We start from the raw sequence: 26,189 nt of genomic DNA, 5'->3' as shown, positions 1-26,189 counted from the left end.
GAAGCCTCCAAGAACCTTGATAGAGGGGTCGTGTTTCGCGGCTGTTACGTTCGGCTTTCGGCCACGTTGACGCTGCCGGGCATGCCCAGCAGTAGCGGCACCTTGCGGGGGCCACTTTCGTCGAACGCGACCGTCGGGTCCGACTCGTCGGGGGCATTGACGAACGACACGAAACGGGCCAGTTTTTCCTGGTCGTTCAGCACACCCGCCCACTCGTCGGAGTAGCCCTCAATATGTCGGGCCATCGCGTCGTCGAGGTCGGCGGCGATGCCCAACGCGTCCGCACACACCACGTCGCGGATGTGATCAAGCCCACCCTCGATGGTCTCCTGCCAAACAGCGGTGCGCTGCAAGCGGTCTGCGGTGCGGATGTAGAACATCAGATAGCGGTCGATGTAGCGGACCAGGGTGTCGGAATCGAGGTCGCCGGCCAGCAGCTGCGCATGTTTCGGAGTGGCGCCACCGTTGCCACCGACGTAGAGATTCCAGCCCTTCTCGGTGGCGATCACCCCGACGTCCTTACCACGCGCCTCAGCGCATTCTCGTTGACACCCGGAGACACCCATTTTGATTTTGTGGGGTGAACGCAGTCCGCGATAGCGCAATTCGAGCTCGACGGCCATTGCCACCGAGTCCTGCACGCCGTAGCGGCACCACGACGAGCCGACACAACTCTTGACGGTGCGCAGCGACTTGCCGTAGGCGTGACCCGATTCCATGCCGGCATCGACCAACCGCTTCCAGATCTGCGGCAGCTGTTCGACGCGGGCGCCGAACAGGTCGATGCGCTGGCCGCCGGTGATCTTGGTGTAGAGGTCGAAATCGCGAGCCACCTGCGCGATCACCATCAGCTGTTCAGGGGTGACCTCACCACCAGGCAGCCGCGGCACCACCGAATACGTGCCGTTGCGCTGGATGTTGGCCAGGAAGTGGTCGTTGGTGTCCTGCAGCGCGGCCGTCTGGTCGTCGAGAATGTGGTCCGACGACGTGGACGCCAGAATCGAGGCCACCACCGGCTTGCAGATGTCGCAGCCGGTCCCGGTCCCATGCTCGGCGATCAGTTTCGAGAACGTGCGGATACCGGTCGACGCGACGATCTGGAATAGCTCCGCGCGGGACTGCGCGAAATGTTCGCACAGCGCCTTGGACATGGCCACGCCCTGCGACTCGAGCATTCGCTTGAGCATGGGAATGCAACTGCCGCAGGATGTTCCGGCGGCGGTGGCACATTTGATCGCCGGCACGTCGTGTGCGCCGTCAGCGATGGCTCCGCAGATGGCGGCTTTGGACACCGCGTTGCACGAGCAGATCTGCGCCTCGTCCGGAAGTGCGCCCACACCGACCTCGGCGCCGGCCGGCGAGATCAGCGTGGCCGGGTCGGCAGGCAGCGGGCGGCCGACCAGCGGGCGCAGGGTGGCGTACGCGGTCGCGTCGCCGACCAGGACTCCACCCAGCAGCGTCGAAACATCGTCGGAAACAACGAGTTTGGCGTAGGTCTGGTTGACGGCATCGTTGAGCACGACTTCCAGCGCCCCGGGTGTGCTGGCATGGGCATCGCCGAAGCTCGCGACGTCGACGCCGAGGAGCTTGAGTTTGGTGGACAGGTCGGCACCCGGGAATTCGGCAGCGCCGCCGACCAGCCGGTCGGCCACCACCTCGGCCATGGTGTAGCCCGGCGCCACCAGCCCGTAGCAGCGGCCTTCCACGGCGGCGACCTCACCGATGGCGTACACCCGCGGATCATCGGTCGCGCAACTGATGTCGGTCAGCACCCCGCCCCGTTCGGCGATCGGAAGCCCGCTTGTCCGGGCCAGTTCGTCGCGCGGGCGCACGCCTGCGGAGAACACCAGCATCGCCCCGTCGAGCCGCTCACCGTTGGACAGCGACACCGTGATCCCGTCGGCGCTCTCGACGATCTCGGTGGACGCGACGTCGGTGTGCACGACGATGCCGAGATCGGTGATCAACCGGTTCAGCAGCGCACCGCCGCCGTCGTCCACCTGGATCGGCATCAGCCTCGGCGACCGTTCCAGCACATGCGGCGTGAGGCCCAGCAGGCGCAGCGCGTTGGCCGCTTCCAGCCCCAACAGACCACCGCCGACGACGATGCCGGTCGCCCCGGGCCGGGCCGTGGCAGCGGCCGCGCGGATGGCGTCGAGGTCTTCCAGCGTCCGGTAGACGAAGCAGCGGTCGGAGTCACTACCGGGAATCGGCGGAACGAACGGGTACGAGCCGGTCGCCAGCACAACCGCGTCGTAACCGATGCGCTCGCCCGCCGAGGTGACGACCTCACGGGTGTCGCGTTCGATCGCGACGGCCGGCTCGCCGATCCGCAGATCGACCAGATCGTCTCCGGCATAATCATTTCCGGGCAGGGCCAGTGTCGTGCGGTCCCAGCCGTCGATATAGGACGACAACCCGACCCGGTCGTATGCCGCCGTGGGCTCCTCACACAGCACGACCACCCGCCAGATCCCGTCGCGGTCGCGATCCCGCAGTGCCTCGACGAACCGGTGGCCGACCATACCGTGTCCGACGACCACGACGGTCCGGCTCGCGGGGCTCATGCGACGGCTGCGGCGCTGTCGACCGCGGGGTTGTCGGACGTGATGACAGCGGCCCTCTTGGGTGTGCGGACGTAGGCCACCCAGGTGATCGCCGCGCACAGCACGTAGAAGCCGAGGAACACCCAGAACGCCATGGTCGCGGACTTCGCCGGGGACAGATACGACGCCCGCAGGGCGATGTTCACCCCGACCCCGCCGAGTCCGCCGATCGCACCGGCGATTCCGATCAGCGCGCCGGACATCCGCAGTGACCACGCGCTGCGCTCGGCCGTGCCGAGATCACGGCTCTTCGACTTGGCCTCGAAGATCGACGGGATCATCTTGTAGACCGAGCCGTTTCCCATTCCGGACAGGACGAACAACATGATGAATCCGGCGATGAACGCGGCCATGGTGGCACCGGATGCCGGCCCGGGCGTCGCGTCATCGATCTCACCCGCGGCGACCAGCCACATGGCGGCGGCGATCATCGCGAAGAACGTGTAGAGGGTGACCTTGCCGCCGCCGAACCGGTCCGACAGCCAGCCGCCGAGCGGGCGCGACAGGGAGCCGAGAACTGGTCCGATGAACGCGATCTGGGCGGCGTGCAGCGATGCCTGCGCGGTCATCGCCGGGGTCACGGGTCCACCGTGGGCCAGCCCGGCCAGGAAGTTGATCTGCAGTACCTGACCGAAGGCGAAGCCGAACCCGATGAACGAGCCGAAGGTACCGATGTACAGCAGCGAGATCAGCCACGAATCCCGATGTGCCGCAACGTCGATCAGCGAGCGCGCGTCGCTGCGCTGGTTGGTCAGGTTGTTCATGAACATCGCTGCGCCGACGGCGGCCAATGCGGTGAGCACCAGGTAGACGGCGCAGACCAGATGCGGTGACCGGTTGCCCACGCTCGCGATGACCAGCAGCCCGACGATCTGGATCACAGCAACGCCGATGTTTCCGCCACCGGCGTTGAGTCCCAGCGCCCAGCCCTTGTACCGCTGCGGATAGAAGGCGTTGATGTTGGTCATCGAGGAGGCGAAGTTGCCGCCGCCCAGCCCGGCGAAGGCGGCCACGATCAGGAACGTCGTGTACGACGTGCCCGGGTGTGCCATGAAATACAGCGTCAGCACCGTCGGGACCAACAGCGCCAGCGCCGAGAAGATCGTCCAGTTGCGACCGCCGAAGTGGGCAGTGGCGAACGTGTACGGGATCCGCAGCAGGGCGCCCACCAGGGTCGGCACGGCCACGAGGAAGAACTTGCCTGCCGCGTCGATGTGGTACACGCCCTGCGGCATGAACAGCACCATCACCGACCAGATGGACCACACCGAGAAGCCGACGTGCTCGGCGAAAATCGACCAGATCAGGTTGCGGCGTGCGATTTTCGCGCCGCCGTTGTTCCAGGCTTCGACGTCTTCGGCATCCCAGTCGTCGATGTCGTAGCCACTGCGGGTGGGTGAAGTCTGCATGCATTCACGGTAGGAATTCATTGTTGCGCCTTCGCTGCACGCCGTGATCGCAGTGTCACAACCTTCTCACTTTGGCGCGGACGCCGCCGTGAGGTCAGTACACGTCGCGCAAATAGCGCTTGGTCGCAACGAGTTCCCGCTTGTAATCGTGGGTGGCCTCGGCACTCAAGCGCCCATGGGTCGCGATGATCGTGCTCAGCGCGGCGTCCACACCGGTGGCCATACCGGTCGCGTCGCCGCACACGTACAGGTGTGCGCCGTCCTGAAGCCAGCTCCACAGCAGCGCACCGTTGTCGATCATCTTGTTCTGTACGTAGATTCGCTTGGCCTGGTCGCGGGAGAACGCCAGATCGAGTCGGCTCAGGAACCCGTCGGACACCATCTCGGTGAGATCGTCGCGGTAGTAGAAGTTCTCGGCGCGGTGCTGATCACCGAAGAACAGCCAGTTGCGGCCGGAGTGGCCCAACGCGCGGCGCTCCTGCAGGAAGCCACGGAACGGCGCGATGCCGGTGCCCGCACCGATCATCACGACCGGTGCGTACGGATCGTGCGGCGGACGGAAATGCGGTGAGTGCTGAAGGAAGATCGGCGTGGCCGCATCGGCGGCACGATCGGCCAGATACGTCGAACACACTCCCCCGCGCCGGGCGCCGTGCGGTCCCTCGTAGCGCACCACCGACACCGTCAGCTGCACTTCTTCCGGGCTGATCAGCGGGCTCGACGAGATCGAATAGGACCGTGGCGTCAGTCGCACGAGCGCGTCCTGCCATTGCCGGGTATCGGCCCGCACCCCGAAGCTGCGGATCACGTCGATTCCGTTGCGCCCCAGGCGCCAGGTGTCCAAGTTCTCCAGTGCGCCGCGCAGGTGTCTGACGGTCGCCTTGTCGGTGGCGGCGTCGGCGAGGAAGCTCACCAGGTTCGGGGTGAGCCGGCAAATGTCGTAACGGGTCGTCAGCGCTTCACGCAGCGTGCAGTCCACACCGTCGACCTCGACCACCTCGTCACCCGGTAAACCGGTGACCGACAACCATTCCGACACATCGTCGTCATCGTTGATCGGCATCACGCCGAGCGAGTCGCCGACGGAGTAGCCGACCCCATGCTCGGAGATGTCGAAGCCGAACTCCCGCACCTCCTTGGCCGCCGACACGGGCGTGAGCCGGACGTTGCGGCTCAGCTTGGCATGGATGGGGTCGGCGCGGGTGAACCGTTTGGGCGCGGTGGCGATCGGAACCTCCACTGTTGCAGTCGGATTGATGAGCCGGACGATCCGGCGGGTCCACTGCCCGACCGCCACCTCGTCGTGGATCTCACAGTCGCTGCGGTCGACGACCCGGCGCCCACCCAGCTCGGCCAGCCGGGCATCCACTGCGCGGGCGTGTCCACAGAACTGGCCGTAGGAGCGGTCGCCGATACCCAGCACTGCAAACCGGACGCCGGGCAGCGCCGGTGCGTCGGGTGCCCGTAACCGGTCCCAGAACGTGACGCCGTTGTCCGGCGGCCCGCCGTCACCGAATGTGCTCGTCACCACGAATACATCTCGGACACAGTCGAGTTCGGCTGGGTCGACATCGGCCATCGACGCCAGATCGGCCTCGACACCGTTGGCCGCGAATTCGTCCACCAACCGGGCGGCCAGATCCTCGGCGTTCCCGGTCTGCGAGGCCCACAGCACGACGGGTCCGCCCGACAGTGCCCGCCGGTCAGACTGCGCCCGAACAGGAGTCATATCGAGGGGGTGCAGACGCACCGCGCACACCTTCAATTCCGGCTGCAGAGACTGCTGATCGACCGCGTCGCTGGTCACGGCGTTGACCGTGACATCGTCGCCGTGTTCGTCGTTCCAGTGAAACGGCGCAAAACACGTCCCCGGCCGGACCCGCTCGGTGACGACGGCGGGCAGCACGGCGCGGCCGCGCCGCGACGACACCTCCACAGGCTGGCCGTCGAGGATGTCGAGGGCTGCGGCGTCGGCGGGATGGACCTCCACGAACGGTCCGTTGTCCAGGCGAGTGAGCTTGGCGACCCGACCGGTCTTGGTCATGGTGTGCCATTGGTGCGGCAGCCGACCGGTGTTGAGCACCAACGGGAATTCGTCGTCGGGGCATTCGCGCGGTTCCATGTGCGGCCGGGCGTGGAACACGGCGCGGCCCGACGGGGTGGCGAACTTCAGTACCCCGTCGTCGAGGTAGCGGATCGGGTGGCGATTCTCGGTGTCGCCGGGCGCGCATGGCCACTGCACCGGTGCCTCCCGCAACCGCTCATAACTGATGCCGCGAATGTCGTAGCCGGTCTGGGGATTGGCGAACCCCTTGATCTCGTCGAAGATCTCTTCACTGGACCGATAGTCGAAGTGCGCACCAAACCCCATTGCGGCGGCGACCTGGCAGATCAGCTGCCAATCGGGCCGGGATTGTCCGGCTGGCGAAACACAACGCTGCACCAGGGTCAGGTTGCGCTCGGAGTTGACCATCACACCGTCGGACTCCGCCCACAGCGCCGCAGGCAACACCACGTCGGCATAGCGGTTGGTGGCGGTATCGGTATACGCGTCCTGCGTGACGACGAATTCAGCGGCCTCGAGCCCGGCGATCACGCCGGCTCGGTTAGGCACCGAGGCCACCGGATTGGTGCAGATAATCCAGCAGGCCTTGATGTCGCGAGAGGCCATCTGGGAAAACATGTCGACGGTGCCGCGATTCACCTCGGTGCGGATCGTCCCCGGTTCCAGGCCCCACATCGACTCGACGAACGACCGGTCCGCAGCCGAGACCACGGAGCGCTGACCGGGCAATCCGGGCCCCAGGTAACCCATTTCGCGCCCGCCCATCGCGTTGGGCTGGCCCGTCAACGACAGCGGGCCGCTACCCGTCCGGCAGATGGCGCCGGTGGCGAGGTGCAGATTGCAAATGGCGTTGGTGTTCCAGGTGCCATGGGTGCTCTGGTTGAGCCCCATCGTCCACAACGACATCCATTCGCCGGCTTGACCGATCATCGTTGCCGCGGTGCGGATATCGGCCTCGGCCAGACCGGTGAGTTCGGCGACCCGCGCAGGCGAATAGTCAGCGAGGAATTCCGGCATCGCCGCCCAGCCCTCGGTGTGCGCCGCGATGAAATCCGCGTCGATATCGCCGGATTCCACCAGCAGATGCAGCAGACCGTTGAGCAGCGCGAGATCGGTGCCGGGCCGCAGTTGAAGGTACAGGTCGGCCTTCTCCGCGGTGGCGGTGCGCCGCGGGTCGACAACGATCAGCTTGGCGCCGGCCCGCAGCCGGTCGGCCATCCGCAAGAACAGGATCGGATGGCAGTCGGCCATATTGGCGCCGATGACGAAGAACAAGTCAGCGCAGTCGAAGTCGTCGTAGGAACCCGGCGGGCCGTCAGCGCCGAGCGATTGTTTGTATCCCGTTGCCGCACTGGCCATGCACAGCCGCGAGTTCGATTCGATGTTGACGGTGCGGATGAAACCCTTGGCCAGTTTCGTCGCGAGATACTGGGCCTCGAGCGACATCTGGCCGGACACGTACAGGGCGATCGAGTCCGGGCCGTGGCGATCCGCGATGTCGGCAAGCCTGGCGCCCACGGCCGCGACGGCGTCATCGACGGATGCGGCGTTGAATTCCTCTCCGCGGGCGGGACGAATCAGGGCATTCATCGCGCGGCCGTCGGGGTTGCCCATCAATTCGGCGTGTGTGGCGCCCTTCGTGCACAACCGGCCGCCGTTGGTGGGATGAAGCCGGTCACCGACGACACTGGCGATGACCGGACCTCCGAGGCCGGATTTGGTGCGCACCTCGATGCCACACCCCACACCGCAATACGAGCATGCGGTGCGGACGTGGTCAGCGCAGTCATTTCCGACACCCACGGCGCCAGACTGCCGAGGGCACATTACGGAAGATGCCGCGACGCGTTATCGCGACAATAAAGCGGCCTCACATCGCCGGCGGCGCTCGTGTGAGAACTCGCCCGACGATGTAACACTTGTCAACATGGCGACCGCCTCCTACCACCATGGCAACCTCCGACAAGCGCTGCTCGACCACGGTGTGGCGCTGGCCCGGGCAGGTGGCCCGGATGCGGTGGTGCTGCGCGACGTCCAGCGCCTGGCCGGGGTGAGCAATTCGGCCGCCTACCGGCACTACGCCGACCGGCGGGCGCTGCTTGCCGCGGTGAAAGCCGATGTCATGGCCCAGTTGGGTGCGGCGATGGCCGAGGCGGTGGAGCAGGTTGGCGAGGACGGTCCGCCGAGAGACCGGGCGCTGGCACGGTTCCGTGCCACCGGCCAGGCCTACATCGATTTCGCCGTCGCCGAACCGGGTCTGTTCCGCACCGCGTTTGCCCCGGACGGCACCGAACCGAACGAAGAGACGGTGCCCGCCGACCGGCATCCGTTCCAGATCCTGCGCGGCTGCATCGACGACCTTGTGGCGGCGGGCATGCTCGACCCCACGCGCCGGGATGGCTTCGACGAGGCCGCCTGGTCCGCCGTACACGGTGCGGCGACCCTGTTCCTGGACGGCCCGTTGGGGATGGCGGGAACCGACCGCCAGCACCTGATCACCGAGCGCATCCTGGACACATTCGGCGAGAGCCTGCACTAGCGGGATGTTGACAGCGTCAACTTTGGCCTGGCATGCTCGAGCATGTTATCGCCGTCAACATGAAGGGCCGCGCCCGTGTCCGTCGACATCCAGCCACCCCCGACGTCGGCCAACACAGCACGTCGAGGCCGGCCCCTCGCGATCCTCGCGGTCGTCCTGGTCGCCGCCCTGGCGATCAACGTCGAGACCACAATCGTCAATGTCGCTCTGCCGACACTGAATTCGGCGCTCGGCGCCTCGACCAAAGCGCTGCAATGGATCGTCGACGCCTACAACCTGGCGTTCGCCGCCCTGGTGTTGGCCGGCGGCACCATCGGCGACCGGTTCGGCCGGCGCGGCACGCTGATCAGCGGCCTGATCCTGTTCGCGCTCAGCAGCATTGGCGCCGCGCTGTGTACATCCACCGGTCCGCTGATCGCGATGCGGCTGGTGATGGGAGTCGCCTCGGCGCTGATCTTCCCCACCACGCTGGCCATCATCACCGATACCTTCCGGGAGCCGCGTCAACGCGCGGCCGCCATCGGCGTGTGGGGCGCGGTCACCGGCCTGGGCGTCGCACTCGGGCCCATTCTCGGCGGCGCCCTGCTGGAGGTGTACTGGTGGGGCAGTTTGTTTCTCGCGCTGGCACCGATCGCACTGGTCGCCGCGCTGGCCGCCCCGATCGTCATCCCGGCCTCGAATCCCGGTCGGGAGCACCGGCTCGATCGCGGCGGGCTCGTGTTGTCGGTCATCATGCTCGGCGCGCTGGTCTACACGATCATCGAAGCGCCCGACCGCGGCTGGGCCAGTGCGCCCACGCTGGCCGGCTTCGCCGTCGCGCTGGTCGCTGCGGTGAGCTTCGCCTGGTGGGAGCGCCGGCAATCCGATCCGCTGATCGACGTCACCCTGTTCACCAATCTGCGGTTCAGCGCGGCCAGTGGCGCGGTGACCGTGGCGTTCTTCGCGTTGTTCGGGTTCATCTTCCTGATCACCCAGTTCATGCAGCTGCTGCAGGGCAACAGCCCGCTGGAGACCGGGGTGCGCATCCTGCCCGTCGCCCTGTCCATCGCTGTCGGTTCGATCATCGGAACCCGACTGGCGGTGACCCGAGTCGGCACCAAAGTCGTTGTCTTCGTTGGCCTTCTGTTGCTGGCCGCGTCCTTCGGCTGGATCGCGGCCAGTGACTTGGCGATCACCTACCCGACGATGGCGATGCAGATGGTGCTGTTGGGCGGCGGCCTGGGCCTGACGACAGCACCGGCCACCGACTCGATCATGGGCGTGGTGCGCCCCGAGCAGGCCGGTGCCGGCTCGGCGGTCAACGACGCCACCCGGCAGGTCGGCGGCACCCTCGGCGTCGCGGTTATCGGGAGCATCTTCTCCACGCTCTACATCCGGCATCTGGCCGACAGCCAGGCCCTCGGCGCGATGCCGGCGGGCGCTCAGTCGACAGCCCGCGAGGGTCTGGCCCAGGGGCTGGCGGTAGCGGGTCAGGCGCCGCCGCCGTTCGCTGCCGCGGTACGCAGTGCCGTCGACAACGCATTCCTCGCGGGGTTGCAGGCCGGGTGCCTGACGGCAGCCGTGGTCTGCGTGGTGGGGGCGGTATTCGTGCTGGCAGTACTTCCGGCGCACCCGAGAACGTCGTTACCCGAATCCTAGGTTTCGGTCACCCGAAATCGAGGTATAGTCGTGCCATGACGAGCTTGGATCAGGTGCAGATCGCGGGCGTTCCGTGGCCGCGCTACAAGCTCGTCGCGTTACTGCTCGGCATGATTGTCTTCGCCGTGGTCGGCGTTGTCACGATGAATCCAGCGCCCGCCGTGCTGATGGCCGCCGGCATCTCCACTTCTGTGTGGCTGGCGTTCGGCATTCGCCGCAAGCACTAACGCTCCAGCACCCGCTTCAACGTCGCCAGGTCGGCCGTCACCGCCGCCGCATCGGCGGCATAGTCGTCGTCGGTCATGTCCGGTCTGCGCCGCAAAGTGAACACCACCTCGCACCAGTGATCTCCGGCCTGGACCACTCGCAGCGGGTTGAACACCGGCTCGCCCGACGGCAGATTCACCACATGGTCGAGCACACCCAGGTCGTTGGCCGGGGTGAACTCGATGGTGATCTCCCCCATCGGCGACTGCGCGACCCACGTGTCGCCGACGCGGGTCACCTCGCTTCGGGCCAGGCCGGCCGCCCACTGCGGCAGATTGGCCGGATCGGATGCGTACCGGTACACGTCGGCAGCGCCACGGTTGATCCACGCGCTGATGTGCTGGGACTCCATGGATTCCACGTTACTGAGGGCAGTGAATCCCGCACGTGCAGGTGTCGATCGATGGACACGTGCACTTCAGCGCCCATTCGATGATTCCGCGGGCTCGGGCCAGGGTCGCCATCTGCGCATCGATGTCGGCGAGCTTGGCCTCGGCCAGCGCCCGGCTGGTTGGCCGCCCGGGGGCGTCGTCGTGCAGCAACACGGCGATCTCGTCGAGCGCGAATCCGGCCGCCTTGCACAACCCGATGACCTCGAGTCTGGTCAAGACGGCGTCGTCGTAGCGGCGCTGCCCGCCGGCTCGCGACGGCGCGGACAGCAGCCCGATCTTCTCGTAGTAGCGCAGCGTCGTCGGCGCGATGTCCGCGCGTCGTGCGACATCGCCGATGGTCAGTGCAGTGGTCATGGCCATCCTCCGCGGCAGAGCTTGACTTGGAGTCAACTCTAAGTCATTGACTGTGCGGTATGGATTCTCTGCACGCCAGCCGGTACGCCCTATTGCGCACCTACCGCCGCGACGGCCGCGGTGTCGACACCCCGATCTGGTTCCACCTCGACGGCGACACCCTGGTCTTCCGCACCAAGCTCGGACCCAAGACCACGCGGATCACCAACAACCCGCGCGTGGAACTGCGGGTGTGCGACTACAAGGGCCGCGTCCCCGACTCCGCGCCCACGTTCGCCGGGCAGGCCACCCTGCTGTCAGGCGGCGAGGCCGAAGTGGCGAATCGGCTGCTGCACAAGCGGTATGGCTGGCAGTACAACCTGGTGCCGCTGTTGCCGCTGCCCGGTGTCAACAACGTCGACGCCGCCTTGCCGTGGCGGGAGAAGTGGCAGCGCATGCGCAATCCGAACCTCTGGCCGGGCAGCGCGATCGTGCGGGTACAGCTAGGCCTCGAGTAACAACCGCACGGTCTCGCGCAGGTCGGTCAGGCGCTGTCGTCCCAAAACCTTCTCCCAATGCGCCTCGACTGCAAGGGAATTAGCACGCATGACGCGTAGGGCTCCCCGCCCGCGCGACGTCAGCGTGATCAGCAGCGCACGCGCGTCGGCATTGTCGGGCGATCGCTCGACATACCCGTGTGCCTCCAAAGCGCGGATCGCCTGCGCTACCGCTTGCCTGCTGACGCGCAGCCGATCGGCCAGATCCGACGCGTGCAGCGCGCCCCCGGCCAGTGGCACAAGGGCCACCGCCTGCGCGGGGCGCAAGCCGTCGAGGCCCGCCGCCGCGAATGCCGCGCGCAGGCCCGGACCGCCACTGGCGGCCAGCATGTGCACCAGGGCCGGCACAGTGGGCTGCCAATTCACCCCGGAGACCGATCGTTTCGCCACGACAGAGAAGTGTGCCATCGTTCCCAATTTTGACAAGTGACTTGTCAATCACGGCTGAGCGCGTAAGGATGATCCGGTGCGGACGCGAATGGCGTACATGATCGGCGTGACCTGTGCCGTCGTCCTGACCGTCGCCGGGTGCCTGGGTGGCGGCCGCGCGGCAGGCATGCCGGGACAGTCCACCCAATCGCTGTCCGTCGGCGGCGTGATGCGTTCGTTTCACCTGTATCGGCCCGACGGTCTCTCCGGACCTGCACCGCTGGTCGTGATGTTGCACGGTGGCTACGGCGACGGAGCACAAGCCGAGCGCGCCTATCACTGGGATGCGCAGGCCGACTCGGGACGCTTCCTGGTTGCTTATCCGGACGGCGTGGACCGGGCATGGAACGCGGGATCATGCTGTGGCCGACCGGCCCGAACCGGCGTCGATGATGTCGCTTTCATTACCGCCATGGTGGCCGCGATCGAACAGCAGATCCCCGTCGACACCACGAGGGTGTTCGTCACCGGCATGTCGAATGGAGCCATGATGGCACTGCGGTTGGCTTGTCAGAGCTCACTTTTCGCAGCAGTCGCACCGGTCGCAGGCACCCTGCTGACCGGGTGCTCCGGCGCGTCACCGACCTCGGTACTGCAGATCCACGGCACTGCCGATGACCGGGTGCCCTACGGCGGCGGCCCCGGCACGGCGCTCACCGCGTCGGGCTCACCGAGGGTCGACGGACCCTCCGTCGAGTCGGTCAACGCCGACTGGCGCACAATCGACGGCTGTGCGCCCCCGGTTTCATCGAGCAGTGGTGAGGTCACAACTCTGCGAGCCGACTGCCCTGAGGGCCGCACCGTGGAACTGATCGCCATCGCCGGCGCCGGTCATCAATGGCCGGGCGGCGTGTCGAACCCCGTGGTGGAGAAGATCGCCGGCCTGTCGCCGCCGTCGACGGCATTGGATGCGACGGCGGCGATCTGGCAGTTCTTCACCCAGCACGCCCGCTCGCGCTAGCCGCCTAGGCAGCCAGGTCCCAGCAGGGCCTTCAAGTCCCCCATCAGCGCCGAGGACGGTGTGACCCGCAGCGCCTGGTCGAGTTCCAGCGTGGTGATCCGGTCGCCGCTGATCAGCCGCAGGTGCACCTGGGCCGTGCCGGGATGGCGGGCCAGCACCTGCTTGAGCGCGGTCACCTTGTCGATCGTGCACTGCCGGGTGGGCAGGCTCACCGCCAACGGCCGGTTCGCCTGGGCGTTCGAAAAGTCTGGCACCACAAGCTCGTTGGCGATCAGCGACATCCGGTCATCCTGCATGCGGACCTTACCGCCGACGAGCACCACCGCGTCGTCGGCGATCTCGGCGCCGAACAGCGAGTAGGTCTGCGGGAAGAACATCACCTCAATGCCACCCGTGAGGTCCTCCAACTGCGCGGAGGCCCAGGGCATTCCGTTCTTGTTGACCCGCCGGTTGACGCCGGCGAGGATGCCGCCGACCCGCACCTGGGTGTCGTTGGCGACGTCACCGGCGAGAATGGCCGGGATCTGGGTGTCGACCTGGGCGTTCAGCAGGTGCGCCACCCCGTTGAGGGGATGCCCCGAGACGTACAGTCCCAACATCTCCCGCTCCAGGGCCAGCTTGTGCTTGTCGTCCCATTCCTCGTCGGGCACGCGGATGGTGAACGCGGAATCCCCCGTATCGCCGTCGTTATCGCCACCGCCGAAGAGGTCGAACTGGCCGATCGCCTCGGCCTTCTTGGTGCCCAGCACCGAGTCGACCGCATCGGTGTGGATCAGGAACAGACCCTTACGCGGATGCTTCAGCGAGTCGAAAGCGCCTGCCTTGATCAGAGATTCAGTGACCTTCTTGTTGCAGGCCGCGATGTCGATCTTGTTCAGGTAGTCGGAGAAGTCGGTGAACTTCCCCTTGTCGGTGCGGGTGGCGATCAGCGAGCTGACCACGTTGGCCCCGACGTTGCGGATGGCGCCGAGCCCGAAACGGATGTCGTCGTCCACCGAGGCGAAGTTCTGCACCGACTCGTTGACGTCGGGCGGCAGCACGGTGATGCCGAGCCGACGGCAGTCGGCGAGGTAGACGGCTGCCTTGTCCTTGTCGTCACCGACGGAGGTGAGTAGGCCGGCCATGTACTCGGCCGGGTAGTTCGCCTTGAGGTAGGCCGTCCAGTACGACACCAGCCCGTAGCCGGCGGCGTGCGATTTGTTGAACGCGTAGCCGGCGAACGGAAGGATGGTGTCCCACAGGGCTTTCACCGCTTTTTCGGAGAATCCGTTGGCGGTCATCCCCTCCTTGAAGCCCTGATACTCGGCCTCGAGGACCTCGAGCTTCTTCTTGCCCATGGCTTTTCGGAGCGCATCGGCCTTGCCCATCGAGTAGGAGGCGACCTTCTGGGCGATGAACATGATCTGCTCTTGATAGACGATCAGGCCGTAGGTCTCGGCGAGGATCTCCTTGAGTGGCTCCTCGAGCTCCGGGTGGATCGGCTTGATGGCCTGCCGGTTGTTCTTGCGGTCGGCGTAGTCGTTGTGGGCGTTCATGCCCATCGGGCCGGGCCGGTACAGCGCCAGAACGGCGACGATGTCGTTGAACTCGGTCGGCTGCATGCGCCGCAGCAGGTCGCGCATCGGCCCGCCGTCGAGCTGGAACACACCCAGGGTGTCGCCGCGGCCCAGTAGCTCGTAAGCCTTGGGGTCGTCGAACGGCAACGTGTCCAGATCCAGGTCGATGCCCCGGTTGGCTTTGATGTTCTCGATGCAGTCGCCGATGATCGTCAGGTTCCGCAGGCCGAGAAAGTCCATCTTCAGCAGGCCGATGGCCTCGCACGACGGGTAGTCCCAGCCGGTGATGACGGCGCCGTCCTGCGGCCGTTTCCACAGCGGGATCGCCTCGATGAGCGGCTCGGAGCTCATGATCACCGCGCAGGCGTGCACGCCGGCGTTGCGGACCAGGCCTTCGAGCCCGCGGGCGGTCTCGTAGATGGTGCGGACGTCGGGGTCGGTGTCGATCAGCCCGCGGACCTCGGCGGCCTCCTTGTACCGCTCGTGGTTCGGGTCGGTGATACCCGAGAGCGGGATGTCCTTGGCCATGATCGGCGGCGGCAGCGCCTTGGTGATCCGGTCGGCGATCGCGAAGCCGGGCTGGCCGTAGTGAACGCGGGCCGAATCCTTCAGCGCCGCTTTGGTTTTGATGGTACCGAAGGTGATGACCTGGGCGACCCGGTCGCTCCCCCACTTCTCGGCGGCGTAGCGCACCATCTCGCCGCGTCGGCGGTCGTCGAAGTCGATATCGATATCGGGGGCCGACGGGCGTTCGGGGTTGAGGAAGCGCTCGAACAGCAGACCGTGCGGGATCGGGTCGATGTTGGTGATGCCCAGCGCGTAGGCCACCAGCGACCCGGCCGCCGATCCACGGCCGGGGCCCACCCGGATGTCGATGGAGCGCGCGTAGTTGATCAGGTCGGCCACGATCAGGAAGTACGACGGGAAACCCTTGCCGCAGATGACGTCGATCTCGTAGCTGGCCCGCTCGGTGTACTCCGAGGGCACCCCGTCCGGGAAGCGCCGGCGCAGACCGGCCTCCACCTCGTGACGCAGCCAGCTGCCCTGGTCGTGCCCGTCCGGAACCGGGAAGATCGGCATCCGGTCGGTCGGGGTCCACACATCGGCGTAGGACTGCACCCGCTCGCCGATCAGCAGCGTGGAATCGCAGGCCTCCGGAACTTCGGCGTCCCACAGCGCGCGCATCTCGGCGGCTGACTTCAGGTAGTAGCCGTCGCCGTCGAACTTGAACCGGTTGGGGTCCGACAGCGTCTTGCCGGTCTGGATGCACAGCAGCGCTTCGTGGTTGTGCGAGGCGTCGCGGGTGACGTAGTGGCAGTCGTTGGTGGCCAGCGCCGGGATGCCGAGCTTGCGGCCGACCTCGAGCAGGCCCTCCCGGACCCGGCGCTCGATCGACAGGCCGTGGTCCATGAGTTCGAGGAAATAGTTGTCCGGCCCGAAGATCTCCCGCCACTTGGCGGCCGCCTCCAGCGCCTCCTTCTCGTGGCCGAGGCGCAACCGGGTCTGCACCTCACCCGACGGGCAGCCGGTGGTGGCGATGATGCCCTCGGCGTGCTCGGCGATGATCTCGGCGTCCATCCTCGACCACTTGCCGAGCTGGCCCTCGAACGAGGCGAGCGTGGACAGCTTGAACAGGTTGCGCAAGCCGGTCGCGTTCTCGGCGACCATCGTCATGTGGGTGTAGGAGCCGCTACCCGAGACGTCGTCGCTCTTCTGGCCCGGATCGCCCCACAGGATGCGGCGGGTGTCAAAGCGCGAACCGGGCGCGATGTAGGCCTCGACGCCGATGATCGGCTTGATGCCTACCTTGGTGGCCGCGTTGTAGAACTCACTGGCCCCGAACATGTTTCCGTGGTCGGTCATGCCGATGGCGGGCATCTCCAGGCGCTGCGCCTCGGCCAGCATGGGCGTGATCTTCGCGGCACCGTCGAGCATGGAGTACTCGGTGTGGTTGTGCAGGTGCACAAAAGATCCGGCAGACGTTCCAGTACCCATAGGCCCGTCAGTCTAGGGCCGCGCACCGACAGCCTTCGGCGTGTCGCGGCACGTGTCTAGGGTGATTCTCATGTTCGCCCGCAAGCCCCCGCTGCGCAGCGTGGGTACCGACCCCGACTACCGCTTCACACTGGCCAACGAGCGGACCTTTCTGGCCTGGTTGCGGACGGGGCTGGCGCTGCTGGCCGGCGCTGTGGCGCTGGCCAGCCTGGTCCACGATTTCGGTCCGCGTCCGTTCCGGATCGTGATCACGGTGCTGCTGCTGGTGCTGTCGTTGATCGTCACCGCCGGGGCATACGTCCGGTGGGATGGCGCCGAGCGGGCAATGCGCGAGAAGCGGCCGTTGCCGACCGATCCACTTCCCCGGATCATCGTCTCCGGGGCGGCCATCATCATCGTGGCCGCGGCAGTGCTGGTCTACCTCGCCGAGTTCGGTCGGTGACCGCGAGCCCGGACGCCACGGCGGTGGCCGAGCGGACGGCACTCGCCTGGCAGCGCACGATCATCGGAGTGCTCGCGATCGGTGCCCTGCTGGTGCGGTGGAGTGTGGTCGAACGGTTTCCGCTGTGGCCCGGCGTCCTGCTCACCGGCGCCGCCGCGCTCGGCAGCCTCGTTCTGGTCCGGCGGCGCTACCAACGGGTCCGCGACACCGTGCTGACCGGGCAGACACCGTTGTCGCGATACTTCGTCCCAGCGGCCACGGCGTTCATGATCGCGCTCATCGCCGGGGTGGGCGCGGCAATCCTCGTGGAGTACAGCCGCCTCTAGGCCTCGTCTTTGAGCATGCGCGCTATTTCGCGGGCCTGCTCCTCGCTCACGTCACCGGAGAGCTGCAGCACCTCGCCGTCGATCCGCTCGGTGATCTTCGGCGCCCACACGACCACATTGGCCCGCACGAACGCGACCTGCTGGTCGATGTGCGAGGAGGTGAACTCGGCGAACGCGCGCGCCGACTCCGGGGTCATGGTCACCTGGACCATCTGCTTGGCGGTCAACGGGTTCAGGAACGAGTCGACGTCGGTGAGCTGAACCGTCAGCGCCTGAGGCCCGAGTTCGTACACCGCGGACTTGAGGATGTCGCAGATCCGCAGCGGCGCCTCGGGGGGCGTCGGGGGCGGCGGGTCGCAGTCCCCCGGCCGGATGACGAAGGGGCCTCCGGTCACCGGCCGCAGCGACAGTGGCTTGATCGTCAGCGGCGGCGGCGTCGTGGTGGTCGTGGTCAACGCGCTGTCGAGGTCCTGATGCTTGTTCAACAACGGAGCCAGCAACACACCGGCGACCGGCACGACGATGGCGATCGCTGCCACCGCGGCGACGATCGCGATCATGATCCGCCGGTTACGGAGGGAGTTGTCCGTCATGCGCTCCTCGATCTACAGCGAACGTGCCGAGGAGAAGCTACCCCAATCGGGCATCGCGCGGCGCGTCCTTGACCCCGAACCGCGCGAACACCATTGCGCCGAGGGCGACCAGGGTCAGCAGCGCCAACCCGATGCCGTAACCCGGCAGCAGCAACTCGTAGGTGGCGCCCATGACCAACGGGGGGAAGTAGCCACCCAGTCCGCCGGCTGCGCCCACCAACCCGGTGACGCTGCCGACCCGCTCCGGCGGGGCAAGCCGCGCGACCCAGGCGAACACACCACCGGTGCCCAACCCGAGGAAGAACGCGAGACCGACGAAGTCGACACCGGCCGGCCACTCCAGCGGCGGGCGGAACGCCACCACGGCGGCCAGCACCGCGGTACCGAGCAACGAGATGCTCACGACGGTGCGCGGGCTGATCCGATCGGACAGGATGCCGCCGATCGGCCGCGCGACCACCGCCGCGATCGCGAATCCGGCGGTGCGGGTGCCCGCACCGGCGAGGTCGAACGAGTAGACGTCCTTCAGATACGTCGGCAGGTACGTGGAGAAGGCCACGAATCCGCCGAAGACCACGCCGTAGAGCAACGACATCTGCCAGGTCACCGGAAGCTTCAGCGCCGCAAGCAGTTTCGGTAACACCGGATCGAGGTTCGGCACATATCTCGGTGAGTTACGCATCCCGAACCAGCACAGCGTCGCGGTCGCGACCAGTGCCACGGCCAGGATGACGTGGGTGGTCGTGTAGCCGAACCAGGCGACGAACCGCGGGGTGAACGCCGACGACAGCGCGGTGCCACCCATGCCGGCACCGAACACTCCGGTGGCGAAACCGCGCTTGCTCGGCGCATACCACTGGTTGACGAACGGAATACCGATCGCGAATGTCGTGCCGGCCAGGCCCAGCAGGAAGCCGAACACCAGCATCAGCGTGAACGACCCGGCATTGCCGGCGAACGCGACCAGCAGAACCAGCGGCGCGGTGGCGGCGGTGATGATGGGGAACATCAGCCGTCCGCCGTAGTGGTCGGTGAGCGCCCCCACCGGAATCCGGCCGACCGCCCCCACCAACACCGGCGTGGCGATCAACAGCGCCTTCTGGTTGTTGTTGAGGTGCATGTGCTCGGCGTAGCGGACAGCCAACGGCCCGATGATGTTCCACGCCCAGAACGTCACGGCGAACGCCCATGTCGCCAGCGCGAGATTGCGCCCCCGCCCCGGCAGGGCGGCGTCGGTGTCGATCCCCGGCGCGCTCATCGGTCGCGGTCCGCGGTTCCGACCGCGCTCCACGCCGTTCGGGTGGGGCGGGTGCCGATCGGTCGTTGATCGCGGGACCGGTAGACGATGTAGGGCCGGAACAGGTAGTGCACCGGCGCGGTGAACGCGTGCACCAACCGGGTGTAGGGCCAGACCGCGAACAGCAGCATTCCGACGACGGCGTGGATGTGGAACTGAATCGGCGCGGCCGCCATCGCGGCGACGTCGGGTCGCAGCACCAGCACCGAACGGAACCACGGCGACACCGTCTCGCGGTAGTTCGCCGCGTCCTGGCCTTCGCCGATCGCCACCACCGTGGTCCACAAACCCAGCACGATCGCGCCGACCAGCAGCACATACATGAGCTTGTCGTTCTTGGTGGTCGCCATGAACACCGGCCCGGTGGTGCGACGGCGGTACACCAGGATCACGATGCCGGCCAGCGTGCACACGCCGGCGACCGCACCGAGTGACAGTGCCAGGAAGTGGTACAGGCTCTCGTCGACGCCGATCGCGTCGGTCCAGGACTGCGGAATCAGCAGGCCGACAACGTGTCCCACGACCACCACCAGAATGCCGAAGTGGAACAGCGGCGAACCGATCCGCAGCAGGCGCGACTCATACAGTTGCGACGAGCGGGTGGTCCAGCCGAACTTGTCGTAGCGGTATCGCCAGATCGACCCGCCGACGAGGCTGCCGATACACAGATACGGCAGCACACCCCAGAGCAGAATGGTCATGGCCGCCCCTGGTATCCGGTCAGGCCCACCAGTTCGGTGGGCGGTGGTGGCGCTTCTGTCGCATGGGCTGCCGGAAGCGTGTCGCACACCGCGGCGACGGCTCGGGCGTAATGACTTCCCTTGCTGTGCAGGCTCTTGTGAAGCATGTCCAGACTCGGGCGGTACTGCGCGAGCAGCGCGCGGCCGGCCTCGAGATCGCCGCGAGCCGCGAATTCCAGAACCAGCGGCAGGTAGTCGGGCAACTCGCCGTGGGTGTCGATGACGGCGCCGCTCTGGCGATAGACGGACTTGAAGCGGGCCAGCACCTCACCCCGGCGGCGAGTATCGCCGTCGGACCAATACGACAGATACAGCGCGTGTTTGGAGCTGAAGTCGAAGGTCTCGACGTAGTTGTTCTGAAGGTCGGCCAATGTCCGGGTCCTCAGCTCGGCGAGCAACTCCCCCAGCGTGACAACGGGTGGCGAATCACCGTGCTCGGCGAGCGCCGCCACACAGGCGGGGAGCATCGCGACGAACTCGGCCGTCGGATAATCGAGGCAGCGTGCCGCCACCAGGTATAGCACCCGGTGGTCGGGCTCACGTCGCCGAATTCTCACGGGAACAACCCTTCCGGCGCACCGTTGCCGTCCCAGTTCAGCAGGTTCACCCGCTCGGTGCGCAACTCCTCACTGGAGGCCGCCGCATCGCTGGTCTGGCGCTGCCGCAACGCGGTGAACGTCTCGACCGCCACAGGCGTCGGCCGGCCGCTGGCTTCCCCGAACGGCCCGGACTCGTACATCCCCGGACCGTCGTCGAAGTCCAGTGCGCAGCCCATCTCCTCCAGCTCGTGCGCCTGCTCCTGATAGGCCGTCGGAATCACATAGCGCTCTTCATATTTCGCGATCGCCATCAGTCGGTACATCTCATAGATCGTTTCCTCCGACATGCCGACGCCGGCAGCAACAGCCGGATCGCCCTCACCCCGCAGCGTGACGCCACGCATGTACGACCGCATAGCCGCCAGTTTGCGCAGCACCTCGGTGACGATGTCGGTGCGTCCGGCGGTGAAGAGCTCGGCCAGATACTCCACCGGGATGCGCAGTGCCTCGATGGCGCCGAACAGGTTCGCGCAATCCTCACCGTCGTGGCCCTGCGCGCTGAGCACATCGACCACCGGCGACAGCGGCGGCACGTACCAGACCATCGGCATGGTGCGGTATTCCGGATGCAGCGGCAGCGCAACCCGGTACACCTTGGCCAACGCGTACACCGGTGACCGGCGCGCGGCCTGCAACCAGTCCTCAGGGATGCCGTCGCGCCGGGCCGCCGCGGCCACCGACGGGTCGTGCGGGTCGAGCAGCACGTCGAGCTGTGCCTCGTAGAGCTTTTGAGGATCGGTGGTGGCCGCCGCCTCCCCGACCCGGTCGACGTCGTAGAGGAACAGGCCCAGGTAACGCAGCCTCCCGACGCAGGTCTCCGCGCACACGGTCGGCTGGCCGACCTCGATGCGGGGGTAGCAGAGCGTGCACTTCTCCGCCTTGCCGGAGCGGTGATTGAAATACACCTTCTTGTAGGGGCAGCCGGTGATGCACTGCCGCCACCCGCGGCAGCGGTCCTGGTCGACCAGCACAATGCCGTCCTCGGCCCGCTTGTAGATCGCCCCCGACGGGCACGACGCCATACACGACGGGTTGAGGCAATGCTCACAGATCCGGGGCAGGTAGAACATGAAGGTCTTCTCGAGTTCGAAGCGGACCTTCTCCTCGGACTCGCGGCGGACCTTCTCGACGATCGGGTCGCGGTCCCCGTATTCACTTGCCCCGCCCAGGTTGTCGTCCCAGTTTGCCGACCAGGTGACCGCGGTGTCTTTTCCGGTGATCAATGATTTCGGCCGGGCCACCGGGAAGTCGTCGCCCAGCGGGGCGTCCACCAGGCTCTGATAGTCATACGTCCACGGCTCGTAATAGTCCGCCAACTCGGGCTGGACCGGGCTGGCGAAGATGCCCAGCAGCTTGGCCAGCCGGCCGCCGGATTTGGGCCGCAGCTTGCCCCGCCTGGTCAGCTCCCAGCCGCCGCGCCAGCGATCCTGGTCTTCGTAACGGCGCGGATAACCCTGTCCCGGGCGGGTTTCCACGTTGTTGAACCAGACATACTCGGTGCCGGCCCGGTTGGTCCAGGCCTGCTTGCAGGTCACCGAGCAGGTGTGGCAGCCGATGCACTTGTCGAGGTTCATCACCATGCCCATCTGGGCCATCACCCGCATCAGTAGCTCACCTCCTGCGGTCGCTTGCGTACGGTGGCCACGATGTCGCGCTGGTTTCCGGTCGGGCCCAGGTAGTTGAACGTGTAGGACAGCTGGGCGTAGCCACCGATCAGGTGGGTCGGTTTGACCAGCAGCCGGGTCACCGAGTTGTGGATACCGCCGCGCCGGCCGGTGGTCACCGACTTGGGCACGTCGATGGTGCGCTCCTGGGCGTGATGCACATACACCAACCCGTCCGGGATCCGGGGCGACACGATCGCCCGGCCGACGAAAACCCCGTTGGCATTGACACATTCGACCCAGTCGTTGTCGGCGACGTCGATGCCGGCGGCGTCACCGGTGCTCATCCACACCGTCGGGCCGCCACGCGACAGCGACAGCATCAACAGGTTGTCCTGATACTCGGAGTGGATCGACCACTTGTTGTGCGGGGTCAGGTAGCGCACCGTCACCTGGGTCGAACCGTCGTCACCGAGCCGCGGCTCGCCGAACAGCCGGTGCATGTCCAGTGGCGGCCGGTAGATCGGCAGCGCTTCGCCGGCATCTTGCAACCAGTCGTGGTCGAGGTAGAACTGCATCCGGCCGGTCAGCGTGTGAAAAGGCTTGAGCCGCTCGATGTTCACGGTGAACGGCGCGTAACGGCGCCCGCCGGTCTCCGAGCCGGACCACTCCGGTGAGGTGATCACCGGGACCGGGGCGCGCTGCGTGTCGGCGAACGTAATGCGTTTCTCGTCCGATCCTTCGGCCAGGTCGTGCAGCTGCTTGCCGACGCGCTCCTCGAGACTGCGGAATCCCGCGACCGCCAGCGCGCCGTTGGTGGTTCCGGAGAACGACAGGATCGCCTCGGCCAGTTTGGCGTCGGTGTCGATCGCCGGTCTGCCGTCGCCGGCGCCGCCGAGCATCACCCCGTTGGTGTGCGCCAGCCGCGCTGTCTCGGCAGCTAGCGGGAACGTGACGTTCTTGACCGTGAACCCGGCGCTGTCGGCGAGCGGCCCGACGGTGGCCAGCTTGTCGGCGATCGCGGTGTAATCGCGTTCGACGACCGTGTAGATCGGCTTTGTCGGGCCGGGCGGCGGCGTCTCCCCCGGGGTGTCGTGCATCAGCGGTACGCTGACCAGGTCCTTGCGGACCCCCAGGTGGGTGCGTGCGAGTTCGGAAAAGCGCTGCGCCAGAAGATGAAACGCGTCGAAATCGGTCTTGGCTTCCCACGGCGGGTCGATGGCCGGAGTGAACGCGTGCACGAACGGGTGCATGTCCGTCGAGCTGAGGTCGTGCTTCTCGTACCAGGTGGCGGCGGGCAGCACGACATCGGACAGCAGGGTCGTCGACGTCATCCGGAAATCGGCCGACACCAGCAAGTCCAGCTTGCCCTCCGGAGCGCGGTCGTGCCAGACGACCTCAGATGGCCGGGGCGCGGCGGGATTTTCCTCACCGAGCACGTTGTGATGGGTGCCGAGCAGATTGCGGAGGAAATACTCGTTGCCCTTGGCCGAACTGCCCATCAGGTTGGACCGCCACAGCACCAGCGTGCGCGGCCAGTTCTGCGGCGCGTCGATGTCCCGGATCGCCGGCTCGAGTCGGCCGTCCCCCAGCGCCGCGGTGACGTACTCGGCGGCACTGCCGGCGGTTCCGGCCTCGACCGCGGCCTGTGCGTCCTCGGCGACCTGCAGCGGGTTGGTGCTGAACTGTGGGTAGAACGGCATCCAGCCGTTCGCGGCGGAGGTGGCGATCGCGTCGGCGGTGTGCGCACCGGCCAGATGGCCTTGGGCCAGTGGAGAGTTGAGCGAGTCGGCGAGGTAGCCGTCGTTGCGCCACTGGTCGGTGTGCATGTACCAGTACGAGGTGCCGGGCATGGTGCGCGGCGGGCGCGACCAGTCCAGCGCGTTGGCCAGCGATATCCAGCCGGTGATCGGCCGGCATTTCTCCTGCCCGACATAGTGCGCCCAACCCCCGCCGTTGCGGCCCATACAGCCGGTCAGGATCAGCAGTGCCAGGATCGCCCGATAGGTCACATCGCCGTGGAACCACTGGCAGATGCCGGCGCCCATGATGATCATCGACCGGCCCTGCGACTGCTCGCTGTTGGTGGCGAACTCGCGTGCGATGCGGATGCACTGCGCGGCAGGCACATTCGTGATCGTGGACTGCCACGCCGGGGTGTAGGGCGTGTCGGCGTCGTCGTATCCGTCGGGCCACTGGCCCGGCAGGCCCGGTCGCGCCACGCCGTACTGGGCCAGCATCAGGTCGAAGACCGTCGTGACCAGGTGGCCGCCGACCCTGCGGGCCGGCGCCCCGCGGCGCAACACCGAACCGGACCCGTCGGGCGCGTCGAACGCCGGTAGCAGCACCTCGACCGGGTCGGCCTGCGCACCGGTCATGGTCAGGGCCGGGGTGACACCGTCGAGGTCGAGGTTCCAGCGCCCCTTGCCCGATTCGGCGTAGCGGAATCCGATGGAGCCGTTGGGTATTACGGGTGCGCCGGTGTTCTCGTCGAGCAGCACCGTCTTCCAGGCGTCCTCGGTGGCGGTGTCATCGGACAGATCGGCGGCGGTGAGGAACTTGCCGGGTACGTAGGCGTCGTCGTGTGGATCGAGGCGGACCAGGAACGGCAGGTCGGTGTAGGTCCGCACGTAGTCGGTGAAGAACGGCACCGACCGTTGCACGAAGAACTCGGTGAGCAGCACGTGGCCCATGGCCATCGCGAGCGCCGCGTCGGTGCCCGGCTGAGCGGGCATCCACTCGTCGGCGAATTTGGTGTTGTCGGCGTAGTCGGGGCTGACGACGACGACTTTCGTTCCGCGGTAGCGTACTTCGGCCATCCAGTGCGCGTCCGGGGTGCGCGTCACCGGTACATTCGATCCCCACATCATCAAGTAGGTGGCGTCCCACCAGTCCCCCGACTCCGGCACGTCGGTCTGGTCGCCGAACACCTGCGGACTGGCGACCGGCAGATCGGCGTACCAGTCGTAGAACGAGGTCATGACCCCGCCGATGAGCTGGATGAACCGGGTGCCCACACAGTGCGAGACCATGGACATCGCCGGGATCGGCGAAAATCCGGCGCAGCGGTCCGGCCCGTAGGTGGCAATGGTGTTGACGTGGGCGGCCGCCGCGATCTCGACCGCTTCCTGCCAGGATGCCCGCACCAAACCGCCCTTGCCGCGCGCCTGTTGATAGCGGCGACGGCGGTCGGGGTCGGTGGTGATGTCTCGCCAGGCCAGCACCGGATCGCCAAGGCGCGCCTTGGCCTCCCGGTACATCTCGAGCAGCACCCCGCGCACGTAGGGGTAGCGGACCCGGGTCGGTGAGTAGGTGTACCAGGAGAACGCGGCGCCGCGCGGACACCCCCGCGGCTCGTATTCGGGGCGATCGGGACCGACCGAGGGATAGTCGGTCTCCTGCATCTCCCAGGTGATGATGCCGTCCTTGACGTACACCTTCCACGAACACGACCCGGTGCAGTTCACCCCGTGGGTGGACCGGACCACCTTGTCGTGGCTCCAGCGGTCGCGGTAGAAGACATCGCCGGCGCGCCCGCCGCGGCGAAAGACGGCCCGGCCGTCGTCCGACTCCGACCAGCCGGTGACATATCGGCCCAGCTTCAGCAGCGCCTCAGACGCAGAGTCCCCACCCATCACCACCATTGTGGCGCTTGGCAATACGCCGCAACGTGGCTTTGCGGAGAATTGTTCGTGTCACATGGGAACCGGGGCATCGAAGGCCGGGATGCTTCCGATGGAATCACCGCCAGCGCGATCATGGGTGTGACAAAACTCGTTGCGAGAATGCGGTTGGCGGTGTGTCGACCGCCGGCTGATTCCTCGCGTAGCGCCCGTAGATG

20 protein-coding genes are annotated in these 26,189 nt (G+C 66.9%); 7 read left to right on the top strand and 13 right to left on the bottom strand.

All coding sequences use genetic code 11. The annotated features are described in order from the left end of the window. Window positions 1-44: 44 nt before the first annotated feature. From nirB to K0O64_RS13660, 3 genes are all read right to left on the bottom strand, one after another. Window positions 45-2,567, bottom strand: coding sequence for a nitrite reductase large subunit NirB (gene nirB, locus K0O64_RS13670; RefSeq protein WP_071945081.1), 2,523 nt, complete (start codon window positions 2,565-2,567; stop codon window positions 45-47). Continuing rightward, complete coding sequence (locus K0O64_RS13665; RefSeq protein WP_096311394.1) at window positions 2,564-4,015, bottom strand: MFS transporter; 1,452 nt, start codon at window positions 4,013-4,015, stop codon at window positions 2,564-2,566. Before K0O64_RS13665 ends, nirB begins: the two co-directional genes overlap by 4 nt. Before the next feature lie 94 nt (window positions 4,016-4,109). After that, complete coding sequence (locus K0O64_RS13660; protein WP_096311393.1) at window positions 4,110-7,907, bottom strand: bifunctional nitrate reductase/sulfite reductase flavoprotein subunit alpha; 3,798 nt, start codon at window positions 7,905-7,907, stop codon at window positions 4,110-4,112. Window positions 7,908-8,007: 100 nt separating this feature from the next. On the opposite strand from K0O64_RS13660, the gene K0O64_RS13655 reads away from it, so the two are divergent. From K0O64_RS13655 to K0O64_RS13645, 3 genes are all read left to right on the top strand, one after another. After that, complete coding sequence (locus K0O64_RS13655) at window positions 8,008-8,619, top strand: TetR/AcrR family transcriptional regulator (RefSeq protein ID WP_096311392.1); 612 nt, start codon at window positions 8,008-8,010, stop codon at window positions 8,617-8,619. A 75-nt stretch (window positions 8,620-8,694) separates the two neighbouring features. Further along, window positions 8,695-10,257, top strand: a complete 1,563-nt coding sequence (locus K0O64_RS13650) for an MFS transporter (protein WP_225933710.1) — start codon at window positions 8,695-8,697, stop codon at window positions 10,255-10,257. Window positions 10,258-10,292: 35 nt separating this feature from the next. Continuing rightward, window positions 10,293-10,484, top strand: coding sequence for a hypothetical protein (locus tag K0O64_RS13645; protein ID WP_071945090.1), 192 nt, complete (start codon window positions 10,293-10,295; stop codon window positions 10,482-10,484). On the opposite strand, the gene K0O64_RS13640 is transcribed toward K0O64_RS13645, so the two are convergent. Next, window positions 10,481-10,876, bottom strand: a complete 396-nt coding sequence (locus K0O64_RS13640; RefSeq protein ID WP_096312853.1) for an SRPBCC family protein — start codon at window positions 10,874-10,876, stop codon at window positions 10,481-10,483. The two genes, K0O64_RS13645 and K0O64_RS13640, sit on opposite strands and share 4 nt — an antisense overlap. A gap of 10 nt (window positions 10,877-10,886) precedes the next feature. Further along, window positions 10,887-11,270 carry a MerR family transcriptional regulator gene (locus K0O64_RS13635; RefSeq protein WP_096312852.1) on the bottom strand — a complete coding sequence of 128 codons (384 nt, stop codon included), beginning with the start codon at window positions 11,268-11,270 and terminating at the stop codon, window positions 10,887-10,889. Window positions 11,271-11,329: 59 nt separating this feature from the next. Between K0O64_RS13635 and K0O64_RS13630 the strand changes: the two genes are divergently transcribed. Next, entirely contained in the window at window positions 11,330-11,767 is a 438-nt protein-coding gene (locus K0O64_RS13630; RefSeq protein ID WP_071945092.1) for a PPOX class F420-dependent oxidoreductase, read from the top strand. On the opposite strand, the gene K0O64_RS13625 is transcribed toward K0O64_RS13630, so the two are convergent. Beyond that, window positions 11,753-12,154 carry a MarR family winged helix-turn-helix transcriptional regulator gene (locus K0O64_RS13625; RefSeq protein WP_225933747.1) on the bottom strand — a complete coding sequence of 134 codons (402 nt, stop codon included), beginning with the start codon at window positions 12,152-12,154 and terminating at the stop codon, window positions 11,753-11,755. The two genes, K0O64_RS13630 and K0O64_RS13625, sit on opposite strands and share 15 nt — an antisense overlap. 130 nt (window positions 12,155-12,284) lie before the next feature. Here K0O64_RS13625 and K0O64_RS13620 point away from each other — a divergent pair, with 130 nt between their 5' ends. Beyond that, window positions 12,285-13,196: a CE1 family esterase gene (locus K0O64_RS13620; protein WP_096311390.1), complete on the top strand. Its 912-nt coding sequence runs from the start codon at window positions 12,285-12,287 to the stop codon at window positions 13,194-13,196. On the opposite strand, the gene dnaE is transcribed toward K0O64_RS13620, so the two are convergent. Then, window positions 13,193-16,747: a DNA polymerase III subunit alpha gene (gene dnaE, locus K0O64_RS13615; RefSeq protein WP_096311389.1), complete on the bottom strand. Its 3,555-nt coding sequence runs from the start codon at window positions 16,745-16,747 to the stop codon at window positions 13,193-13,195. The two genes, K0O64_RS13620 and dnaE, sit on opposite strands and share 4 nt — an antisense overlap. 70 nt (window positions 16,748-16,817) lie before the next feature. Between dnaE and K0O64_RS13610 the strand changes: the two genes are divergently transcribed. Next, on the top strand, window positions 16,818-17,189 hold the full coding sequence (locus tag K0O64_RS13610; protein WP_071945100.1) for a DUF202 domain-containing protein: 372 nt from the start codon (window positions 16,818-16,820) through the stop codon (window positions 17,187-17,189). Next, a complete protein-coding gene (locus K0O64_RS13605) occupies window positions 17,186-17,515 on the top strand; it encodes a DUF202 domain-containing protein (protein WP_096311388.1) in 330 nt (109 codons plus the stop codon). The genes K0O64_RS13610 and K0O64_RS13605 overlap by 4 nt, the downstream gene beginning before the upstream one ends. Here K0O64_RS13605 and K0O64_RS13600 read toward each other — a convergent pair. From K0O64_RS13600 to K0O64_RS13575, 6 genes are read right to left on the bottom strand one after another with little or no spacing between them, the layout of a single operon-like run. Beyond that, the gene (locus tag K0O64_RS13600; RefSeq protein ID WP_096311387.1) at window positions 17,512-18,108 is read right to left on the bottom strand and encodes a SecDF P1 head subdomain-containing protein; all 597 of its coding nucleotides are present in this window, start codon (window positions 18,106-18,108) and stop codon (window positions 17,512-17,514) included. The two genes, K0O64_RS13605 and K0O64_RS13600, sit on opposite strands and share 4 nt — an antisense overlap. A 37-nt stretch (window positions 18,109-18,145) precedes the next feature. Continuing rightward, window positions 18,146-19,366 carry an MFS transporter gene (locus K0O64_RS13595; protein ID WP_096312851.1) on the bottom strand — a complete coding sequence of 407 codons (1,221 nt, stop codon included), beginning with the start codon at window positions 19,364-19,366 and terminating at the stop codon, window positions 18,146-18,148. Continuing rightward, window positions 19,363-20,106: a respiratory nitrate reductase subunit gamma gene (narI, locus tag K0O64_RS13590; protein WP_071945106.1), complete on the bottom strand. Its 744-nt coding sequence runs from the start codon at window positions 20,104-20,106 to the stop codon at window positions 19,363-19,365. The genes K0O64_RS13595 and narI overlap by 4 nt, the downstream gene beginning before the upstream one ends. After that, complete coding sequence (narJ, locus tag K0O64_RS13585) at window positions 20,103-20,702, bottom strand: nitrate reductase molybdenum cofactor assembly chaperone (RefSeq protein WP_217353568.1); 600 nt, start codon at window positions 20,700-20,702, stop codon at window positions 20,103-20,105. The genes narI and narJ overlap by 4 nt, the downstream gene beginning before the upstream one ends. After that, window positions 20,699-22,348, bottom strand: coding sequence for a nitrate reductase subunit beta (gene narH / locus K0O64_RS13580; protein ID WP_096311386.1), 1,650 nt, complete (start codon window positions 22,346-22,348; stop codon window positions 20,699-20,701). The genes narJ and narH overlap by 4 nt, the downstream gene beginning before the upstream one ends. Beyond that, on the bottom strand, window positions 22,348-25,983 hold the full coding sequence (locus K0O64_RS13575; RefSeq protein WP_256385484.1) for a nitrate reductase subunit alpha: 3,636 nt from the start codon (window positions 25,981-25,983) through the stop codon (window positions 22,348-22,350). The genes narH and K0O64_RS13575 overlap by 1 nt, the downstream gene beginning before the upstream one ends. Window positions 25,984-26,189 lie beyond the last annotated feature (206 nt).

The organism is Mycolicibacterium pallens (genome assembly GCF_019456675.1).
Classification (GTDB): Bacteria; Actinomycetota; Actinomycetes; order Mycobacteriales; family Mycobacteriaceae; genus Mycobacterium; species Mycobacterium crocinum.
The sequence above is the reverse complement of the archived record's forward strand: the minus strand, read 5'-3'. Positions and strand labels throughout refer to the sequence as shown.

What these genes read in the sequence shown, in the direction of transcription:
- nirB (WP_071945081.1), bottom strand. Translation starts at nt 2,567, where the DNA reads ATGAGCCCCGCGAGCCGGACCGTCGTGGTCGTCGGACACGGTATGGTC.
- K0O64_RS13665 (WP_096311394.1), bottom strand. Translation starts at nt 4,015, where the DNA reads ATGCAGACTTCACCCACCCGCAGTGGCTACGACATCGACGACTGGGAT.
- K0O64_RS13660 (WP_096311393.1), bottom strand. Translation starts at nt 7,907, where the DNA reads ATGTGCCCTCGGCAGTCTGGCGCCGTGGGTGTCGGAAATGACTGCGCT.
- K0O64_RS13655 (WP_096311392.1), top strand. Translation starts at nt 8,008, where the DNA reads ATGGCGACCGCCTCCTACCACCATGGCAACCTCCGACAAGCGCTGCTC.
- K0O64_RS13645 (WP_071945090.1), top strand. Translation starts at nt 10,293, where the DNA reads ATGACGAGCTTGGATCAGGTGCAGATCGCGGGCGTTCCGTGGCCGCGC.
- K0O64_RS13640 (WP_096312853.1), bottom strand. Translation starts at nt 10,876, where the DNA reads ATGGAGTCCCAGCACATCAGCGCGTGGATCAACCGTGGCGCTGCCGAC.
- K0O64_RS13635 (WP_096312852.1), bottom strand. Translation starts at nt 11,270, where the DNA reads ATGACCACTGCACTGACCATCGGCGATGTCGCACGACGCGCGGACATC.
- K0O64_RS13630 (WP_071945092.1), top strand. Translation starts at nt 11,330, where the DNA reads ATGGATTCTCTGCACGCCAGCCGGTACGCCCTATTGCGCACCTACCGC.
- K0O64_RS13620 (WP_096311390.1), top strand. Translation starts at nt 12,285, where the DNA reads ATGGCGTACATGATCGGCGTGACCTGTGCCGTCGTCCTGACCGTCGCC.
- dnaE (WP_096311389.1), bottom strand. Translation starts at nt 16,747, where the DNA reads ATGGGTACTGGAACGTCTGCCGGATCTTTTGTGCACCTGCACAACCAC.
- K0O64_RS13610 (WP_071945100.1), top strand. Translation starts at nt 16,818, where the DNA reads ATGTTCGCCCGCAAGCCCCCGCTGCGCAGCGTGGGTACCGACCCCGAC.
- K0O64_RS13600 (WP_096311387.1), bottom strand. Translation starts at nt 18,108, where the DNA reads ATGACGGACAACTCCCTCCGTAACCGGCGGATCATGATCGCGATCGTC.
- K0O64_RS13595 (WP_096312851.1), bottom strand. Translation starts at nt 19,366, where the DNA reads ATGAGCGCGCCGGGGATCGACACCGACGCCGCCCTGCCGGGGCGGGGG.
- narI (WP_071945106.1), bottom strand. Translation starts at nt 20,106, where the DNA reads ATGACCATTCTGCTCTGGGGTGTGCTGCCGTATCTGTGTATCGGCAGC.
- narH (WP_096311386.1), bottom strand. Translation starts at nt 22,348, where the DNA reads ATGCGGGTGATGGCCCAGATGGGCATGGTGATGAACCTCGACAAGTGC.
- K0O64_RS13575 (WP_256385484.1), bottom strand. Translation starts at nt 25,983, where the DNA reads ATGGGTGGGGACTCTGCGTCTGAGGCGCTGCTGAAGCTGGGCCGATAT.